General features: G+C 67.2%; 15 protein-coding genes. 3 read left to right on the plus strand and 12 right to left on the minus strand.

Annotation, left to right across the window (positions count from 1 at the left end; translation table 11 throughout):
- Nucleotides 1-392: 392 nt before the first annotated feature.
- Genes C7H84_RS09690 through C7H84_RS09700 form a run of 3 tightly spaced genes read right to left on the minus strand, consistent with a single transcriptional unit; the run spans nt 393 to nt 6,587 of the window.
- The gene (locus C7H84_RS09690; RefSeq protein ID WP_162999254.1) at nt 393-2,858 is read right to left on the minus strand and encodes a glycosyltransferase family 4 protein; all 2,466 of its coding nucleotides are present in this window, start codon (nt 2,856-2,858) and stop codon (nt 393-395) included.
- Nucleotides 2,855-4,321, minus strand: coding sequence for a flippase (locus C7H84_RS09695; protein ID WP_121858610.1), 1,467 nt, complete (start codon nt 4,319-4,321; stop codon nt 2,855-2,857). The genes C7H84_RS09690 and C7H84_RS09695 overlap by 4 nt, the downstream gene beginning before the upstream one ends.
- 49 nt (nt 4,322-4,370) lie before the next feature.
- Nucleotides 4,371-6,587 carry a hypothetical protein gene (locus C7H84_RS09700; RefSeq protein ID WP_121858611.1) on the minus strand — a complete coding sequence of 739 codons (2,217 nt, stop codon included), beginning with the start codon at nt 6,585-6,587 and terminating at the stop codon, nt 4,371-4,373.
- Between the two features lie 469 nt (nt 6,588-7,056).
- Here C7H84_RS09700 and C7H84_RS09705 point away from each other — a divergent pair, with 469 nt between their 5' ends.
- The 3 genes from C7H84_RS09705 to C7H84_RS09715 are packed head-to-tail and all read left to right on the plus strand — an operon-like array spanning nt 7,057 to nt 10,143.
- Nucleotides 7,057-8,121, plus strand: coding sequence for an acyltransferase (locus C7H84_RS09705; protein WP_121858612.1), 1,065 nt, complete (start codon nt 7,057-7,059; stop codon nt 8,119-8,121).
- Nucleotides 8,122-8,156: 35 nt separating this feature from the next.
- On the plus strand, nt 8,157-9,203 hold the full coding sequence (gmd, locus tag C7H84_RS09710) for a GDP-mannose 4,6-dehydratase (protein ID WP_121858613.1): 1,047 nt from the start codon (nt 8,157-8,159) through the stop codon (nt 9,201-9,203).
- Nucleotides 9,190-10,143, plus strand: a complete 954-nt coding sequence (locus C7H84_RS09715; protein WP_121858614.1) for an NAD-dependent epimerase/dehydratase family protein — start codon at nt 9,190-9,192, stop codon at nt 10,141-10,143. The genes gmd and C7H84_RS09715 overlap by 14 nt, the downstream gene beginning before the upstream one ends.
- A gap of 100 nt (nt 10,144-10,243) precedes the next feature.
- Here the strand turns inward: C7H84_RS09715 and C7H84_RS09720 are convergent, their stop codons facing one another.
- From C7H84_RS09720 to trpB, 9 genes are all read right to left on the minus strand, one after another.
- Entirely contained in the window at nt 10,244-11,434 is a 1,191-nt protein-coding gene (locus C7H84_RS09720; RefSeq protein ID WP_121858615.1) for an O-succinylhomoserine sulfhydrylase, read from the minus strand.
- A 258-nt stretch (nt 11,435-11,692) separates the two neighbouring features.
- Nucleotides 11,693-13,225, minus strand: a complete 1,533-nt coding sequence (gene purF / locus C7H84_RS09730; protein WP_121858617.1) for an amidophosphoribosyltransferase — start codon at nt 13,223-13,225, stop codon at nt 11,693-11,695.
- Nucleotides 13,226-13,276: 51 nt separating this feature from the next.
- Nucleotides 13,277-13,771, minus strand: a complete 495-nt coding sequence (locus tag C7H84_RS09735; protein ID WP_121858618.1) for a CvpA family protein — start codon at nt 13,769-13,771, stop codon at nt 13,277-13,279.
- 6 nt (nt 13,772-13,777) lie between these two features.
- Nucleotides 13,778-14,626 (minus strand): SPOR domain-containing protein, encoded by an 849-nt coding sequence (locus C7H84_RS09740; protein WP_121858619.1) that lies wholly within the window; start codon nt 14,624-14,626, stop codon nt 13,778-13,780.
- Nucleotides 14,627-14,655: 29 nt separating this feature from the next.
- Complete coding sequence (gene folC, locus C7H84_RS09745) at nt 14,656-15,966, minus strand: bifunctional tetrahydrofolate synthase/dihydrofolate synthase (RefSeq protein WP_121858620.1); 1,311 nt, start codon at nt 15,964-15,966, stop codon at nt 14,656-14,658.
- 99 nt (nt 15,967-16,065) lie between these two features.
- Complete coding sequence (gene accD / locus C7H84_RS09750) at nt 16,066-16,938, minus strand: acetyl-CoA carboxylase, carboxyltransferase subunit beta (protein WP_009691548.1); 873 nt, start codon at nt 16,936-16,938, stop codon at nt 16,066-16,068.
- 67 nt (nt 16,939-17,005) lie between these two features.
- A complete protein-coding gene (gene trpA / locus C7H84_RS09755) occupies nt 17,006-17,824 on the minus strand; it encodes a tryptophan synthase subunit alpha (protein WP_121858621.1) in 819 nt (272 codons plus the stop codon).
- Nucleotides 17,825-17,865: 41 nt separating this feature from the next.
- On the minus strand, nt 17,866-18,717 hold the full coding sequence (locus C7H84_RS09760; RefSeq protein ID WP_121858622.1) for a site-specific DNA-methyltransferase: 852 nt from the start codon (nt 18,715-18,717) through the stop codon (nt 17,866-17,868).
- A gap of 9 nt (nt 18,718-18,726) precedes the next feature.
- The gene (gene trpB / locus C7H84_RS09765; RefSeq protein WP_121858623.1) at nt 18,727-19,920 is read right to left on the minus strand and encodes a tryptophan synthase subunit beta; all 1,194 of its coding nucleotides are present in this window, start codon (nt 19,918-19,920) and stop codon (nt 18,727-18,729) included.
- Between the last annotated feature and the right edge of the window lie 10 nt (nt 19,921-19,930).

Genomic DNA, 19,930 nt, shown 5'->3' on the forward strand with positions numbered 1-19,930 from the left:
CTTCGTAGGGCCTTCCTGAGCGGCTGCGCTGCCGTCGCCGCGCCCTACCCGCCGGATTTCCCGAAAAACCGCACCGAGCCGCTGCTGGCGCCCGCATGGCGATCCCGTTGGCGGGGGACGGCGGACGGCGGATCGGCGACGCAAGCATCCAGGTCGTCCGACAGGGGTGTTCGGCGTGCCAAGCAACGCCGGCGTTGCGCATCAGCGAACGCGGCAGGAAATGCAGCCCCGACTGGCCCCGGCTATCTGCGCCAGGCGCGCGACATCCTCTTGCGCCGCCCCAAAAACACAAAACCCTCATGCAGCACGACGCCGCATGAGGGCCGGTTTCCCGCCGGTGCGAACGACACGTGTCGCGTGCCGCCGCCGCCCGGCGCTTACCGGCTAACCGCCTACCGTTTCTTCGCCTTCGCGGCCTTCGCCGTATCCGCGAGGATCTTCTCGACCCGCTCGACATAAGTTTCGGTGCCGAACCGGCGCACCGCGGTCGCGCGCCCGCTCGCGACGAGCCGCTCGCGCAGCGCGCCGTCCTGCTCCAGCCTGCGGAGCGCATCGGCCAGCGCGCCCGCGTCACCCGGCTCGCACAGCAGCCCGTTCTCGCCATCCTCGATGATCTCGACGACGCCGCCCGCACGAGCCGCGACCACCGGCCGCCGCGCGAGCATCCCTTCGACGATCACGCGCCCGAACGGCTCGGGCGTGATCGACGTGTGCGCGACCACGTCGACCGCCAGCATGCACGCGGCCACGTCGCGCTGGAAGCCGAGGAAATGCACGCGATCGCCCATCCCGTGACGCGCGACGATCTCATGCAATTGCGCCGCGTAGTCGTCCTCGCCGAACAGCGGCGCGCCGACCAGCACCACGTGCAGGTCCGGAAGCCGCGCCGCGGCTTCCAGCAGCAGATGCTGCCCCTTCCAGTGCGCGAGGCGGCTGAACGAGCCGACCAGCCACGCATGCTCGGGCAGCCCGAAACGTGCGCGCAGCGCCGCCTGGCTCGCATCGGCCAGCGCGTCGAACGGTTCGGCGGAAATGCCGTTGAACACGACGTCGACGTGCTGCGGCGTGAAGCCCGTCAGCGTACGAAACGCCTGCGCGGACGCATCCGAGTTCGCGATCACGCGCGTGACGCCCAAGCGCGCGCAGTACTTGATCGCCATCAGCTGCTTGTTGCCGAAATGGTCGCTGCTGACGATGTCGCGCAGATGCCAGACCACCGGCTTGCGCGCGAGCCGCCCGGCCAGCGCCGCGACGACCATCGCGCGCTGCGTGTTCGCATAGATCACTTCGGCGCGGCGTGCCCGCCGTGCGACGTCGCGCACCAGGCCGGCGAGCCGCTTCAACGCGTCCAGCGACACGCCGCCCTGCTTGCGCACGCCGGCAAGCGCACCCTGGTCGAGCACGTCGACGCGCGCGCCGATTTCATCGAGCGCCGCGCGGAACGGGCCGTCGTCGAACAGCACCACGTCGGCGTTCGTGCGCATGTGCTTCATGATCTCCAGCAGCGACAGCTCCGCGCCGCCGAGCACGCCGCTCTGGTCGAGCACGAGCGTCGCCGGCCCGCGCGCGGCCGGCATCGGCGCGACGGCCGTGCCGCGCTGCGCGGTCGAGCCGGGCAGCGCCGTTTCCACGTAGTCGAGAAAGCGCCGCCGGAACGTGTCGGCGGAGAAGCGCTCCGCGTTCGCGCGGCACGCGTGCGGCGTGAAGCGCTGAGGCGCCCGCTCGAAATCGTCGACCGCCGCGACGATCGCCTGCGGCGTCTGTTCGTCGAAGAACAGCCCGGTCGGCTTCGCATGCGCGCGCGGTTCGAGCACGGTTTCGAGCGCGCCGCCCTTCCCGTATGCGATCACCGGCGTGCCGCACGCCTGCGCCTCGACCACGGAAATCCCGAAATCCTCCTCGGCCGCGAACACGAACGCCTTCGCGCGCCGCATCCGGTCGTGCAGCACCGCGAACGGCTGATAGCCCATGATCTCGACGTTCGGGCCGGCCTTCGCGCGGATCTTCTGCATCTCCGGGCCGTCGCCGATCACGACGAGCTTGCGCTCCGGCGTGCGCGAGAACGCTTCGACGATCAGATCGATCTTCTTGTACGGCACCATCCGCGACGCGGTCAGGTAGAAGTCGTCCTTCACCTCGTTCAGCGAGAAGCCGTCGACGTCGACCGGCGGGAAGATCACCGCCGCATCGCGCTGGTACACCTTGCGGATGCGCCGCGCGATGAACGCCGAGTTCGCGACGAAGCCGTCCACCGCGTTCGCGGTGCGCGTGTCCCAGTTGCGGATGTAATGCAGGATCATCCGCGCGAGCAGCGACTTCGGCCCGTGCGTGAGGTTCGACTGTTCCAGATACTGGTGCTGCAGATCCCACGCATAGCGGATCGGCGAGTGCACGTAGCTGATGTGCATCTGGTCCGGCCCCGTCAGCACGCCCTTCGCGACGGCGTGGCTGCTGGAAATCACGAGGTCGTAGTCCGACACGTCGAGTTGCTCGATCGCGAGCGGCATCAGCGGCAGGTAGCTGCGGTACTTGGTGCGCGCGAACGGCAGTTTCTGGATGAAGGAAGTCGTCACCGGCTTGCCGCGCACGAATGCGCGATCGTCGAGAAAATCGACGAGGCTGAACAGGTCCGCGTCGGGAAAGCACGCGACGATCTGTTCGAGCACGCGCTCGGCGCCGGCGTAAGTGACGAGCCAGTCGTGGACGATCGCCACGCGCAACGGGCGCGACGCATTGCGCGCACCGGCCTGCCCGGCCCGTTCGGTCCGGCGCAACGAGGCGGCGGCGTCGGCATGGGCCGCGGCGGCATCGGCCGTGGCGACGTTCAGGATGGCGTGTTCCGCCAGATCGCGATTCATATCGTTTTCCTCGCATTGAGACGGACGAAGAGGTCGCGCACGAGCGCGCGGAGCCCCGGCGTCATCGTGAGCGACCACGCAAGGTTCAGCACCAGCACGATCGTGCAGAGCCCGATCGACTCGCCGAGCCCCGACCACGCTTGCGCGAGAAACAGGCTCGCGAGCAGGAAGGCGAGATGCGCGAGCATGTCGAGCACGATCGCGCGCATCCGGATCGCCGACAGGTACAGCAGCACGCCGTAGTCGACCAGCGCGCGCGTCGCGACGACCACCGCCGCGCCGATCAGCCCGAAGTGATGGATGCCGAACCACAGGCCGCCGACGAAGAACGGCATCTCGATGAGCCCGGCGAACGCGGCGCGCGCCGGATTGACCTGCGACTGGATCAGGATCCGCGTGACGCTCGCCTGGCCGACGAGCCACACGCTGATCACCAGCACGCGGCCGACCGGCGCCGAATGCGCGGCGAGGTCCGGGCCGACCCACAGTGTGAGGAACGGCGCGAGCGCGAAGATCGCGACGATGCCGACCGGCGTGAACACGCCGTTCAGGAATTCGAGCGACTGGCGCGCGAGCGTGTCGGCGTGATCGCGGCCGACCGCCGACAGGCGCGGGAACAGCGTGCGCACCAGCGCGTTCGGCAGCATGTTCAGTCGCGTGACGAGGTTCTGCGGCACGGTGTAGTAAGTGACGAACTTCGCGCCCATGCCGGCGCCGAGCATCACGCGATCGAGCGTGTCGGCGATCATGCTCGCCATGCTCGCGATCAGCATCCAGCCGCCGAAGTTGAACAGCCCCTTCGCGGTGCCCCACTGCGGCGGGTCGATGCGCCGGATCCCGAGCACCTTGATGCTCGCGTGGCCGAGCATCACCGCCGCGATCAGCCGCGCGACGACGGCCGCGGCCAGCACCGTCTGCAGGTTCGGCGCGATCCACCACGCGGCGCCGAGCGGCAGCAGCTGGAACAGGAACGTGCCGATCGTCTGGTTCGTGTTGAACACGCCGAACCGTTCCGCGCCGTTGATCGCGCCGGCGAACACCCATGACACGTTCGCAAGCGGAATCGCGAGCGCGAGCCACGGCAGCGCGAGATACACCTCGTGCTGCATCGCCGCCGACACCTTCGTGAAGTACGCGGTGTAGACAAACGCGCCGAAATAGATCAGCAGGCCGCCGGCGATGCCGGTGCCGAGGTTCAGCCAGAACGCGCTCCAGAACACGCGCGCGCTTTCGTCCGCGTTGCCGCTCGCGAGCGCCTTCGAGATGTGGTTCTGCGCGGCCATGCTCATGCCGAGATCGAGGATCCCGAAATAGCCGATCAGCGTCCACACGAGGCTGACGACGCCGTAGCGTTCGACGCCGAGCGCGTGGATATACGCGGGCACCGTCACCAGCGACACGAAGGTCGGCAGGATCAGCCCGATGAAGTTGATCGAAACGTTCTTGAGTATGCCTTTGTCCATGCTTGTGCCTTGTGTGACGGCGACGACTGCGGCGACGGTGCGCCGCCCGTCACGGTTTCCAGCGATACATCAGCACCTTGCCGCGCGCGTCTTCCTCGACGAACACCAGGTATTCGCCGTTCTCGCGCCGGAACGCGCTGATGCCGAACGGCACGTCGACCCAGCCCGACGCCTTGCCGACCTCGGCGCCCGGGCTCATCACGCCGACTTCCTTGCCGGTTTCCTTGTCGTACACGTGGATCTTGCCGACCGGCTCCACCGTGAAGATGTAGCGGCCCTCGACCGTGATCCCGATCAGGTCGAGGATCGGTTTCGCATCGAGCTGCCACGGCAGCGCGGCCTGGTAGCGCACCACCGGCGAGCCGCTCGACCACTTGTCGAAGCGCACCAGCACGCGGCCGACTTCCTTGTTGATGCCCGGCTGCGGCGGCGCGTCGGCCGTGTAGCCCGTCACGTAGAGCGAGTCCGTCTGCGGCTCGTAGATCGCGCGGCGCAGCTGCGTGAACGGCTGCGGCATCGGATAGGTCGTGACCTTGTCGTACGAGTAGATCGGGTTGCCGGCCTTGTCCAGGCCGCCATAGCCGAAGCGGTGAATGCCGCGCACATCGCTCGTGCGCCAGACGTCGCCCTTCGTGTCCACCCACCAGCCCCAGCCGCCCGCCTTCGCCTTGCCGGTCGTGTTGGTCGTGAATTCGTCCTCGTCGAGCCGGCCGTTGCCGTTCGTGTCGCGCCAGATCCAGTCGCCGCCCGGCGGCTTGTTCGGCACCTTGTCGACCGGCCGCGCGCGGCCCGCGATCAGGCCCGACGGAATCGCGACCTCGCCGTCGCGCTTCGCGTCGAAGCGATAGATCTTCAGGTGGTCGGCGTACATGTCGGTCAGGTACAGGAACGTGCGGCCGTCGATGCGCCGCGCGAACGGCATGCCGGGGTACTGGTCCGTGTGGAACACGGGATCGTCCGGATACTTGAAGCGGTTCGACAGGAAACCGGCGTATTTCCAGTCCTGGCCGGGCGGCTTCGACAAATCGAGCTCGAAGCGCTTGTTGCCCGTGTACACGCTGTTCGGCCGCGCGGGGTCGAGCCACGCGCCGTCGACGAACAGCAGCCCCTGCACCTGCCAGCGCAGCTTGCCGTCCGGCGTGTAGCTCTCGAGCACCGCGCCGAGCCCCGCCCCGATCGTGTCGTGACGCGGGCCGATGCCGTTCATCGACACATACACGTTGCCTGCGCGGTCGACGCCCACGCCCGTCAGTCCGTTGAAGCGCTGCGGCCCCGGGCGGCCCGGCACCGGGCCCGCGAAGATCCCGCCGCGCTCGCCGAGCGTGCCTGACGGCGCATAGCCCTTGCCGCCCTTCGAGAAAATCAGCACCTGCTGGCGCGGGCCGTTGTCCGCGACCAGCACGCGCCCTTTCGCGTCGACCGCCACGTCCACCAAGTCGGTGCCTTCCGACAGCGCGGGCGCGTCGTCGAGCTTGCGGCCGTCCGCGCGCACGTGCACGAGGTGCGCGGGCCCGCTGATCGTATCGGTCAGCAGCCACAGCGTGCCGTCGCCGGCGAGCGCGATGCGCCCCGGCTCGTGCGCGCTCCACGTACCCTTCTTCTGCATTGTCTCGGCGTCGAACACGTCGACTTCGTCATGCGACGGGTTCGTCGCGAACAGCGTCTTGTCGTCGGCCGCGAGGCCGCCGACTTCCGCCTTCGCTTCGCCGACTTCCGAGCGCGCCGGCGCGGGCACCTCGTTCATCACCATGAAACTGGCGGCCATCCGCGCGCGGCCGGCGTCGGCGCGCCCGCCGGGCGCGACCTGCGGCGCCGCGCGGAACGGCGCGGGCTGCTTCATGTCGCCGATCGTGCGCCGCGAGATGCCGAACCACTGCTTGCCCTTGTCCGGCCAGATGCCGGGCGCCTGCAGATGGCCGCGCTCGTTGCCGACGCCGATCGCGACGTACGCATATTTGCTGTTCACCGCCACCGCGTTGCCGCCGAGGTTGCCCCAGCCGTGCGTGCCGCCGGCGAAGCCGAGCATCTTGCCGTCCTGGTAGACGCTCGCCTCGGCGCCGCTCTCGTCCCAAGGCGCGTTCGTATACACCTTGCCGTCGGGCGTCACCGCGATCGCGCGGATGTCGATCTGCGTCCAGCTGCCGTCGCCATAGCCGAACGTGTTGCCGATCCACGACGTGGTCGCGGGCAACACGGTTTCAGCCGATGCGGCGCTCGCCGACAGCGCCGCGCATACCGTCACGCCAACCAGAATCAGACGTCGCAATGCGCTCTCCAGACTCGATGCGAAGCGACCGGCGCGGTGGCGTACTGCATGCCGGGACGACCTGTCGCTATAAATGGGTTTCAAACGTCGCGATGCAGGTTACCGGCAAAAATAATCACAAGAAATTTGGAAATATTTGGGGATGTTTCTGCGTGAAATATCGAACCCGAACAATGTGGAATAGCGCCGACCAAGCGGAAATAACGACCGCCCGTTACGCAAAAACGTGTAGAAAATGCCGCTCCGGGCCGCCGGACGGGCCGCCCAGCCTGCAAAACTTTCATGCCGCGATTGCACTCGCCGTCATTTGAAGGTTTTCAGCCGGATAAATGACACGCGTTTTTTTGCCGATTTCTTTTCCCTAGAATCGATTTCGATTCCATATTTCATTTAAACGCATGCATTACGTTCACGCATCGGATGCGCGGCGCGCCACGGCATCGGCCGCGCGCCGCGAAGGAGCGGCGCGATGACAGGCCTCTCGCGCACCGCCGACCTTGCCCCGCCGCAACACGGCCGCATCGTGCAGCTCGACGGGCTGCGCGCGATCGCGGTCGGCGCCGTGTTCCTGCAACACGCGCTGAAGGCGCCGCTATGGATGGGCGTCGACCTGTTCTTCGTGCTGAGCGGCCTGCTGATCACCGGCATCCTGCTCGACCGCAAGGCGCGCGGGCAGTCGTACTTCAGCCACTTCTACGCGCGCCGCGTGCGTCGGATCCTGCCGCCGTACGTGCTGCTGCTCGTCGTGTCGACGCTGCTGTTCGGCGCGAGCTGGCTGCCGCACTGGCCGTGGTTCGCGTTCTTCTCGACCAACATCGGGCTGTCGCTCGGCAGCATCGGCCACGACAGCCTGAACGTGCTGTGGTCGCTCGCCGTCGAGGAGCAGTTCTACATCTTCTGGCCGTTCGTCGTGCTGTGGTGCTCGGAGCGCGCGCTGCTGTGGATCGCCGCCGCGCTGATCGTCGCCGCACCGGTGCTGCGCGCGATCGCGACGCCGTGGTTCGATTCGTTCTGGCCGATCTACTACCTGACGCCGTTCCGGATGGACCTGCTCGCCGCGGGCGCCCTGCTCGCGATCGTGCTGCGCCGCGACCGGCGCGCGCTGGAGCCGTTCTATCCGCTCGCGATCGTCGGCGCGCTGGTGTCGCTCGCGATCCTCGGCTGGCTGCACCTGTCGTTCCCGCGTTTCCGTGCGGCGAACACGCCGCTGTCGAATGCCGCGCTCTACAGCATCTCGCTGCTGCTGTGCACGTCGATCGTCGTGATCGCGCTGCGCGGACGCGGCCTCGTGCAGCGCGTGCTGACGAACCCGCTGCTCGTCTACGTCGGCACCGTCAGCTACACCGTCTACCTGATTCACCTGAGCGTGCTGTATGCGCTGTGGCCGCTGCACCTGAACCGTTTCGTCACGGCCGCGCTCGCGCTCGCGATCACGCTCGCGTACGCCACCCTGAGCTGGTACGGCTTCGAGCGGCGCCTGACCCGCGGCCCCGCCCGCAGCCCGGTGCCCGCCTCCGCGCGCACGACCGCCTGACTTTCTCAATCCATCGTTTCGACCAGGACAATGCCATGAGCCAAACTCGCAAGAAGGCCATCATCACGGGGATCACGGGGCAAGACGGCGCCTACCTGACCAAGCTGCTGCTCGACAAGGGCTACGAGGTCACGGGCACCTACCGCCGCACCAGCTCGGTCAACTTCTGGCGCATCGCCGAACTCGGCGTCGACACGCACCCGAACCTGTCGCTCGTCGAGCACGACCTCACGGATGCCGGCTCCAGCCTGCGGCTGCTCGAGCGCACGCAGCCGGACGAGCTGTACAACCTCGCCGCGCAGAGCTTCGTCGGCGTGTCGTTCGACCAGCCTGCGACCACCGCCGAAGTCACGGGCATCGGCCCGCTGAACCTGCTCGAGGCGATCCGCGTGGTGAGCCCGAAGACGCGTTTCTACCAGGCGTCGACGTCCGAGATGTTCGGCAAGGTGCAGGCGATCCCGCAGACGGAAACCACCGCGTTCTACCCGCGCAGCCCGTACGGCGTCGCGAAGCTGTACGCGCACTGGATGACCGTGAACTACCGCGAGTCCTACGACCTGTTCGGCTGCAGCGGCATCCTGTTCAACCACGAATCGCCGCTGCGCGGCCGCGAGTTCGTCACGCGCAAGATCACCGACACCGTCGCGAAGATCAAGCTCGGCAAGGCGACCAAGCTCGAGCTCGGCAACCTCGACGCGAAGCGCGACTGGGGCTTCGCACTCGAATACGTCGAAGGGATGTGGCGGATGCTGCAGGTCGACGAGCCCGACACCTACGTGCTCGCGACCAACCGCACCGAGACCGTGCGCGACTTCGTGCGGATGGCGTTCGCGGCCGCCGGCTACCAGATCGAATGGACCGGCAAGGGCGAGCAGGAGCGCGGCATCGACGCATCGAACGGCAACGTGCTCGTCGAAGTGAATCCGAAGTTCTACCGCCCGGCCGAAGTGGACCTGCTGATCGGCTGCGCGGACAAGGCGAAATCCAAGCTCGGCTGGGCACCGGAGACGACGCTCGAACAGCTCTGCCAGATGATGGTCGAAGCCGATCTGACACGGAATCGTCACCATGACACGTACTGAGGCCGGCCGCCCGTCGCGCCGTGCGTTCGTCACGGGCCTGACGGGCTTCACCGGCCGCTACATGGCGCAGCACCTCGCGGCGGCGGGCTACGACGTATGGGGAACCGTGGCGCCCGGCGCGGCGCGACCGGACGATCCGGCGTTCGCGAACTGCACGCTGCTGCCGGTCGACCTGCTCGACACGAACGCGATGCGTGCGGCGGTCGCCGACGCACGGCCCGACGCGGTCGTGCATCTGGCCGCGCGGGCGCACGTCGCGCAGGACGAGCCGTCGCAAACCTACGCGGTCAACATCGTCGGCACGCGCAACCTGCTGGCCGCGCTCGCGGGCCTCGACCGCCGTCCGTCGGCGGTACTGCTCGCGAGCAGCGCGAACATCTACGGCAATTCGACGGCCGGCGTGCTCGACGAAACGGTGACGCCGGCGCCAGCGAACGACTACGCGGTCAGCAAGCTCGCGATGGAATACGCGGCGAAGCTGTGGGCCGACCGCCTGCCGATCGTGATCGCGCGGCCGTTCAACTACACGGGCGTCGGTCAGGCCGATGCGTATCTGCTGCCGAAGCTCGTGTCGCACTATGCGCGCAACGCGCCGCGCATCTCGCTCGGCAATCTCGACGTGAGCCGCGATTTCTCCGACGTGCGCGACGTGACGGCCGCCTATCTGAAGCTGCTCGAAGCCGCGCCGGCCGGCGAGACGTTCAACGTCTGCTCGGAGCGCGCGTATTCGCTGAAGGAAGTGCTGGCGATGCTGTCGCGAATCGCCGGCTACGTGATCGACGTGACGATCGATCCGCGTTTCGTGCGGCACAACGAAGTCAAAAGCCTCTCCGGCTCGCGCGACAAGTTGCGGCGCACTGTGGGCGAGCTGCCCGTGACGCCGCTCGACGACACGCTGCGCTGGATGATGGACGCAATGCGCAACGCGCAGGGCCACTGATTCCCGCAACGCCGTACGTTCTCAGCCACTCAAAAGAAACGGGCCGCTCGAAGTCGAGCGGCCCGTCGTCATGGCGGCGCTGAAAGCCGTGCTGCCGTGCTCAGCCCGCGAGGCCGCGCGCGAGATCGTTGCGCAGGTCACCCGCATTTTCGAGGCCGACCGCAAGGCGGATCAGCCCTTCGGTGATCCCCGCGGCCGCACGCGCTTCCGGCGTGACGCGTGCATGCGTCGTCGTCGCCGGATGCGTGATCGTCGTGCGCGTGTCGCCGAGGTTGCCGGTGATCGAGATCAGCTTCGTGCTGTCGATCACGCGCCACGCGTTCGCGCGCTGCTGTTCCGGCGTGTCGCCCTTCAGCTCGAACGACACGATCGCGCCGCCCGCCTTCTGCTGACGCTTCGCCAGCTCATGCTGCGGATGCGATGGCAGCCCCGGATAGAACACGCGCGCAACCGCCGGATGCGAATCGAGCCAGCGCGCGATTTCCAGCGCGTTCGCCGACTGCTTCTCGACGCGCAGCGACAGCGTTTCCATCCCCTTCAGCAGCACCCACGCGTTGAACGCCGACAGCGTCGGGCCCGCGCTGCGCACGAACGGGAACACCTTGCCCATGATGAATTCTTTCGAGCCGACCAGCGCGCCGCCGAGCACGCGGCCCTGCCCGTCGAGGAACTTCGTCGCCGAGTGCATCACGACGTCCGCGCCGAGCTTCAGCGGCTGCTGCAGCACCGGGCTGCAGAAACAGTTGTCGACGACGAACAGCGCGTTCGCAGCCTTCGCGATCTTGCCGATCGCCTCGATGTCGGCGAGCTCGGTCAGCGGGTTCGACGGCGTTTCGAGGAAGAACATCTTCGTTTCGGGCCGCACCGCTTCCTGCCATGCGTTCAGGTCGGTCGGATCGACGAAGGTCGTCGTGATGCCGAACTTGCTGAAGATCTGCGAGAACATCCCGAGCGTCGAGCCGAACAGGCTGCGCGAGCTGACGAGGTGATCGCCCGCCTGCAGCGCCGACATCACGACCGACATGATCGCGGCCATGCCGGATGCCGTCGCGATGCAGGCCTCGCCGCCTTCGAGCGCGGCGAGACGATCCTGGAACATGGTGACGGTCGGGTTCGTGAAGCGCGAATACGTGAAGTAGTCTTCCGAATTCGCAAAGCGCTCCGCGGCCTCGGCCGCGCTCGTGAAGCAGAAGCTCGACGTGAGGAACAGCGCTTCCGAGTGCTCGTTGTAGTCGCTGCGCTGCGTGCCCGCGCGCACGGCGAGCGTGTCAAAGTTGAGGGAGTCGTCCATGTTCCGTTTTCCGTATTCGAGGGTCGCGCCGCGCGTCATGCATCGGGCGCGAATCCAGCCACAAAGTCAGGCCAAAACAAAAAGCCCGCTATGCGTCGGCATCAGCGGGCTTCGGTGCGGTACGACAGCGATCGACTCGGGCCGGCTGCCGCCGGCCTTCGCTTTAGCTGTTTTGGGAAGTCGCCCCGCGTCCGCAAGCTGAATCAAATCGACGCAAGGCCACATCCTATCACGCTTCATTCGCAGCGTGCGCCGGCATCACTCTACCGACAGCTGCAGGTTCATCTGCGACACCGCGGTGTCGCTGGCCGCGTCGCGATCGGCCTGCGAAGCCGGTGCGAGACGGGCACGCTCGATTGCATCGAGATACTCGGGCGTCACGGCGCCGGTGATGTAGTTGCCGTCGAAGCACGACGCCTCGAAGCCCTCGAGCTTCGGGTTGATGTCGCGCACCGCGCGGCGCAGATCGTCGACGTCCTGATAGATCAGGTAGTCGGCGCCGATGATCTTCGCGACTTCGTCGTCGGTGCGGCCGTGTGCGACCAGCTCGCCGCGCGTCGGCATGTCGATGCCGTACACGTTCGGGAACTTCACGGGCGGCGCCGCCGACGCGAAGATCACCGACTTCGCGCCCGCATCGCGCGCCATCTGCACGATCTCGTGCGAGGTCGTGCCGCGCACGATCGAGTCGTCGACGATCAGCACGTGCTTGTCCTTGAACTCGATGCTCATCGCATTGAGCTTCTGGCGCACCGACTTCTTGCGCACGGCCTGGCCCGGCATGATGAAGGTGCGGCCGACGTAGCGGTTCTTGAAGAAGCCTTCGCGATACTCGACGCCCAGCTTCGCGGCCACCTGCATCGCAGCCGGACGCGACGAATCGGGAATCGGCATCACGACGTCGATCGGCACGTTCGGCAGCTCGCGCTTGATCTTCGCCGCGAGGTAGTCGCCCATGCGCAAGCGCACGTTGTAGACCGGCACGCCGTCGAGGCACGAATCCGGACGGGCCAGATACACGTATTCGAACATGCACGGGTTCAGCGTCGGGTTCTCCGCGCACTGCTGGCTGTGGAAGTTGCCGGCCTTGTCGATGAAGACCGCTTCGCCCGGCTCCAGGTCACGCACGAATTCGAAACCGATGCCTTCGACCGCCACCGACTCCGACGCAACCATCCATTCGGTGCCGTGCTCGGTCTCGAGCTTGCCGATGCACAGCGGGCGGATGCCGAACGGGTCGCGGAACGCGAGCAGGCCGTAGCCGGCGATCAACGACACGATCGCGTACGAACCCTGCAGGCGGCGATGCACGCCGGCGACCGCCTTGAACACCGACGCCGGATCGAGCTCGAGGCCCGTGGTCGACAGTTGCAGCTCGTGCGCGAACACGTTGAGCAGCACTTCGCTGTCGGAATTGGTGTTGATGTGCCGGCGGTCGATCCGGAACATCTCGTCCTTCAGCTGTTCCCAGTTCGTCAGGTTGCCGTTGTGCGCGAGGATGATCCCGAACGGCGCGTTCACGTAGAACGGCTGCGCCTCGGCTTCGCTCGACGCCGAACCGGCCGTCGGGTAGCGCACCTGGCCGATGCCGAAGGTACCGGGCAGGCTGCGCATGTTGCGCGTGCGGAACACGTCGCGCACCATGCCGTTCGCCTTGTACATGTGGAAATTGCTGCCGTCCGCCGTCGCGATGCCCGCTGCGTCCTGACCGCGATGCTGCAGCAGCAGCAGGCTGTCATAGATCAGCTGATTGACCGGGGATTGGGAGATAACACCTACGATGCCGCACATGGCATGTCCTTCAAGATGACAAAATCGGTTCCGTCCTGCCCGGCCGCGTCGTCACACGCGTACGTACTGGGCCATGCCGTCGGGCAGGAGCTGCTTCAGCTCGTGCACGCCCTGTTCGGCGATAGGACGCAATAGCGCATTGCGCCAGAAATCCTGTTTGGGCAATTCGGTCAGCCCGGCCGCCGCGACCAGCAGCAGCACCAGCACGCAGCCGCGCACAAGCCCGAACATCATGCCCAGCGAACGATCGACCCCGCCGAGGCCCGTCGCCTGCGCGATCCGCGACAACAGCGCGTTGCCGACACCGGCGACGAACACGACGCCGATCACGATCAGCGCGAACGCGAGCACCCACTGGGTCAACGCGCCGCCCGGCCAGTTCGCCGGAATATACGGCACCACCAGACCGACATAGCGGGCCGCGATCACAATTGCCGCGATCCAGCCGATCAGCCCGAAAATCTCCGAGACGAAACCGCGCCATGCGCCACGCAGCGCAGACAACGCGATCACCGCCAATACAGCGTAGTCGAAAGCCGTCAGCATCGCACGTTACTGCGTGAGTCCGGCTTCGCGCACCTTCGCGATCGCGGCGGACGCCGCCGCGCGATCCGCAAACGGGCCGGCACGCAGCAGTGTAGCCGTGCTGCCGTCCGCCTGCTTGCGATGCTCGACATATGCGGGCACACCCGCCGATTTCAACTTGGTGGCCCACGAACGGGCCGTCGTGTCGTCCTTGAACGAGCCGAGCTGCACCGCGAAGCGCGCACCGGCCGGCGATGCGGGTGACGATGCGTCGCCGCTGTCGGCCGCCGCGTCGGCATTCGCGACCGTCGCGGGGGCCGGCTTGGGCGCAGCCGGCTTCGCCGCCGGCGCGGCCGCGGCCGGCTTGGCGACGGGCTTCGGCGGCGTCACGCTCGCCGTGGTCGTCGCGGTCGACGTATCGGGTTTCGCGGCCGGCTTCGCCGCATCCTTCGCTGCGGGCGCGGGCACGGCCGCCACCGCGACATCGGAGGCCGGCGGCTCGTCGTGGGCGACGCCCGCCTGCACGTCGGACACGTCGTCGTCACGCGGCGCGACCGCCTGATGCGCAGGCCGGTTCGGGATGTCGATCGCGATGTCGTCCGTCACCGGCTTCGGGTGCGAATCGAGCACCATCGGCAGCACGATCACCGCGGCGACGACGAGCGCGATCGCGCCGACGAGGCGCCGGCGGGCGCGCTGCTTTTCAGGAAGGGTCGGATCGAGGAGCAGTGCGTCCGATTCCGGACGCTCGGTGCGGCGCGTGCGACGCTCGACGCGTTCAGTGCGCTCCGTGCGCACGTTCCGGGAGGCCCCGGTACGACCGCCGCGCCGGGTGGGCGCGTCGTCGTCTTTCTTGCCGAACGAGAAAATTCCCATGAATGGCTGAGTCCGAAACTGCCCGTCAGTCAGTGTTGCTGCGATTTCCGGTAGGCCATCACACCTGCCACCGTATGGAAACTGCCGAAAACCACGATTCTATCATTCTCGGATGCTCTTTTTAGTGCATCGCGAAACGCGTCGGCGGGCGACGCGAAGCGCGTCACGCTCGAATCGGCCCCCTCCTCCACGCCGGCCTTGCGCAGCGCGGCTTCGAGCTGCTCCGCGCTGGCCGCGCGCGGCAGCGGCAGGTCGGTCACGCACCAGTGGTCGATCTCGCCCTTCAGGTGCCGCAGCACGCCGTCGATGTCCTTGTCGTGCATCGCGCCGAACACCGCGTACGTGTACGGGAAGAAGCCCATGTTGCCGAGATTCTGCTCGAGCACGGCCGCCGCATGCGGGTTGTGCGCGACGTCGAGCACGATCGCCGGCTTGCCGGGCAGCACCTGGAAGCGCCCCGGCAGCTCGACGTTCGCGAGCCCGAGCCGGATGTCCTGCGCGGACACCGGCAGCACCGGGCGCAGCGCCTCGAGCGCGGCCAGCGCGGCCGATGCATTGATCAGCTGGTTCGCACCGCGCAGCGCCGGATACGCAAGGGCCGGATAGCGCTTGTCGCGGCCGAGGTAGCTCCATTGCTGGCGCTCCGCGCCCGGCTGCGCTTCATAGCGGAAATCGCGCCCGACCAGCCACAGGTCGGCGCCGATCGCGGCCGCATGCTCGACGAGCGTGTTCGGCACCGCGGGATCGCCGCAGATCGCCGGCTTGCCCGCGCGGAAGATCCCCGCCTTCTCGAACGCGATCTTCTCGCGCGTGTCGCCGAGGTATTCGGTGTGGTCGATGTCGATGCTCGTGACGATCGCGCAATCGGTATCGATGATATTGACCGCATCGAGCCGGCCGCCGAGGCCGACTTCGAGGATCACCGCGTCGAGCCCGCGCGATGCGAACAGGTGCAGGATCGCGAGCGTCGTGAATTCGAAGTACGTGAGCGACACCGGCTCGGGCAGCGACGTGCGCGCCGCTTCGACGGCCTCGAAGTGCGGCAGCAGCTCGGCATCGCTGACCTGCTGCCCGTTCACGCGCGCGCGCTCGGCGAATTCGAGCAGGTGCGGCGACGTGTGGCAGCCGACCTTGTAGCCCGCGTTCACGAGAACCGCCTCGAGGAACGCACAGGTCGAGCCCTTGCCGTTCGTGCCGCCGACCGTGATCACGGGGCAAGCGAATTCGAGCTGCAGCGCCGCCTTGACCTGCCCGATGCGGGTCAGGCCCATGTCGATGCCGACCGGGTGCGCGCGTTCGAGATGCGAAAGCCACGCGTCGAGAGTGGGAAAAGTGCTCATCGGATCAAATCTGGATCGATACCGCCACTACGCCAAAAAACGAAGCGCGCCGCCTGACGCTGGAGCCAGGCGACGCGCAGAGTTCACCACTTGCGCCGGTCAGGCCAGCGCGTCGGCCGGCTGTCGCTGCAGCAGCGCGAGCAACTGCGCGATCTCGTCGCGCATCTTGCGGCGATCGACGATCATGTCGATCGCGCCCGTCTTCAGCAGGAATTCCGCACGCTGGAAGCCTTCCGGCAGCTTCTCGCGCACCGTCTGCTCGATCACGCGCGGGCCGGCGAAGCCGATCAGCGCCTTCGGCTCGGCGATCACGACGTCGCCGAGGAACGCGAAGCTCGCCGACACGCCGCCCATCGTCGGGTCGGTCAGCACCGAGATGAACGGCAGCTTGGCTTCGGCCAGCTTCGTCAGCATCGCGGTGGTCTTGGCCATTTGCATCAGCGACAGCAGGCTTTCCTGCATCCGTGCGCCGCCCGACGCCGTGAAGCAGATGAAGGGCACGTGCTGTTCCAGTGCGTTCTGCGCGCCGCGCGCGAAACGCTCGCCGACGACCGAACCCATCGAGCCGCCCATGAACGAGAACTCGAAACAGGCCGCGACGACGGGCAGCGTGTGGATCGCGCCGCCCATCACGACCATTGCGTCGGTCTCGCCCGTCTCGTCCATCGCTTCCTTCAGACGATCGGGATACTTGCGGCTGTCCTTGAACTTCAGCGAGTCGACCGGCACGATTTCCTGGCCGATTTCATAGCGGCCTTCCGGATCGAGCAACCCGTCGAGACGCTCACGTGCGCCAATGCGCATGTGGTGATCGCACTTCGGGCACACGTGCAGGTTCGCATCCACGTCGTTGCGGTACAGCACGGCCTCGCAGGACGGGCATTTGACCCACAGGCCTTCCGGAATGCCCTTGCGGCTTTTCGGGTCGGTCTGCTTGATCTTCGGCGGCAACAGTTTGTCGAGCCAGCTCATCGTGTATGTTTCCCTGTTCCGTGGCGGGGCGGGCCGGGCGGCCCGGCCCCGCTTCCTTGTGTTGTGTTTATCGCGCTGCCTGGCCGGCGCCGTCCAGGGCGGCGCGCAGTTCGGCGATGAATGCCTTCAGCGCGGCGGCGGCGCCCTCCGGCGCGGCGCTCTCGAGCAGCTGCACCAGGCGGCTGCCGATCACGACGGCGTCCGACACTTCGGCCACCGCGCGCGCCGTCTCGGCGTCGCGGATCCCGAAGCCGACGCCCACCGGAACCGGCACGCGCGACTTGATGGCCGGGATTTTACCCGCAATGCTCGAAACATCCAGATTTCCGGCGCCGGTCACGCCCTTGAGCGACACGTAATACACGTAGCCGCTCGCGATCTTGCCCACGTCGGCGATGCGCTCGTCGGTCGACGTCGGCGCGAGCAGGAAGATCGGATCGATCTGCGCGCCGCGCATTTTCTCGGCGAACACGCCCGCTTCCTCGGGCGGATAGTCGACGACGAGCACGCCGTCGACACCGGCCGCCTGCGCTTCGGTCGCGAACGTGTCGACGCCCATGCGCTCGATCGGGTTCGCATAGCCCATCAGCACGACGGGGGTTTTCTGGTCGGTCTCGCGAAAGCGCTTCACGTCGGCGAGCACGCTCGCCAGCGTGACGCCGCGCGCGAGCGCGCGTTCCGACGAGCGCTGGATCACCGGGCCGTCGGCCATCGGGTCCGAGAACGGCACGCCGAGCTCGATCACGTCGGCGCCGCCTTCGGCGAGCGCGTGCATGAATTCGACGGTCTTCGCGGGATCGGGGTCGCCGGCCGTGATGAACGGGATCAGGCCCTTGCGGCCCTGTTCGGCGAGTGCGGCGAAGGTCTGCTGGATACGGGAGGACATGGCAATTTTCCTTGATGCGATCGGCATGGCGGCGGCGCGACTCACGCGCACGCCTGCGCGGCGAGCGCGCTCACGCGCTCGTGCGCGATCGCGCAATAACTTTCGTTGATCTCGTAGCCGACGAAGTCGCGCCCCTGCCGCGCGCAGGCCACCGCGGTCGTGCCGCTGCCCATGAACGGATCGAGCACGCGGCCGCCCGGCGGGCAGCTCGCGAGCACCATCCGCTCGATGATTTCCAGCGGCTTCTGGGTCGGATGATCGACGCGCTCCGCGTGCTGCCGATGCAGGCGCGAGACCGACCAGACGTCCTTCGGGTTGTAGCCCATCTCCAGCCACTTGCTGCCTTCGAACAGCTTGCGCGAGCGGGCCTTCTTCGTGTCGGCGTCGTACGGGATGCGGACCGGATCGAGATCGAAGTAATACGCTTTGGAAACCGCGAAAAAGCCGATGTTGTCGTGCACCGACGTGAAACGGCGCGTCGTGCCGCCCATGCTCGGCACGCGCCGGTCCCAGATGATCTCGTTGACCATCGTGAGCCTCGTCTTCAGGAAGCTGAAGATTTCCGGCGCGTACTGCCACGTGCAGAAGATGTACATCGACCCGCTCGGCTTGAGCTTCGGAATCGCGAGCTCGAGCCACTCGCGCGTCCACGCGAGGAAATCGTCGCCCGAGCGCTTGTCCGAGTCGTTGCCGTAGTCCTTGCCGAGCCCGTACGGCGGATCGGCGACGATCAGGTCGATCGACGCATCCGGCAGGCGCGCGGCTTCGATCAGAAAATCGCGGTTGTGCAGCTCGATCCCGGCCGACAGTGCGCGCGGCACGGCGAGGACGGGCTGCCCCGCCTCCGCTTCGCTCGCGGCGCCGCCGGCCGGTTGTTCGATCAGGTCACGCATCGGGCGGGGTCAGAGGACGAGGCCCGATCGCTCGGCGACCGTGTGCATGTCCTTGTCGCCGCGGCCCGACAGGTTGACGAGCAGGATCTTGTCCTTCGGCAACGTCGGCGCGAGCTTCACGCCATACGCGATCGCGTGGCTCGACTCGAGCGCGGGGATGATCCCCTCGATCCGGCAGCAGTCGTGGAACGCCTTCAGCGCCTCGTCGTCGGTGATCGGCACGTACTGCGCGCGGCCGCTGTCCTTCAGCCATGCGTGCTCGGGGCCGACGCCCGGGTAGTCGAGGCCGGCCGACACCGAATGGGTCTCGATGATCTGGCCGTTGTCGTCCTGCAGCAGGTACGTGCGGTTGCCGTGCAGCACGCCGGGGCTGCCGGCGATCAGCGACGCCGCGTGACGGCCGGTGTCCAGACCGTCGCCGGCCGCTTCGACGCCGATCAGCTGCACCGAGGTATCGTCGATGTACGGATAGAAGATGCCCATCGCGTTCGAACCGCCGCCGACGCACGCGATCACCGCATCCGGCTGGCGGCCGGCGAGCTCGGGCATCTGCACCTTGCACTCGTCGCCGATCACGCGCTGGAAGTCGCGCACCATCACCGGATACGGGTGCGGGCCCGCGACCGTACCGATGATGTAGAACGTGCTTTCGATGTTGGTGACCCAGTCGCGCATCGCCTCGTTCAGCGCGTCCTTCAGCGTGCGCGAACCCGATTCGACCGGCACGACCGTAGCTCCAAGCAGCTTCATCCGGTAGACGTTCGCGGCCTGGCGGCGCACGTCCTCGGCGCCCATGTAGACGATGCACTCCATCCCGAAGCGCGCACAGATCGTCGCGGTCGCGACGCCGTGCTGGCCGGCGCCCGTCTCGGCGATCACGCGCTTCTTGCCCATCCGCTTCGCGAGAAGCGCCTGGCCGATCACGTTGTTGATCTTGTGCGCGCCGGTGTGGTTCAGGTCCTCGCGCTTCAGGTAGATCTGCGCGCCGCCGAGCATCTCGCTCCAGCGCTGCGCGTGATAGATCGGCGACGGACGGCCGACGAAATACTTCAGTTCACGCTCGTATTCGGCGATGAAATCGGGGTCGTTCCGGAATTTTTCATACGCCGTGCGCAGTTCGTCCAGCGCGTGAATGAGCGTTTCGGCGACGAACACGCCGCCATACGGGCCGAAGTGGCCGCGATCATCAGGAAGGTTGTACATGGTGTCTCTC

The organism is Burkholderia sp. Nafp2/4-1b (assembly GCF_003635165.1).
GTDB lineage: Bacteria > Pseudomonadota > Gammaproteobacteria > Burkholderiales > Burkholderiaceae > Burkholderia.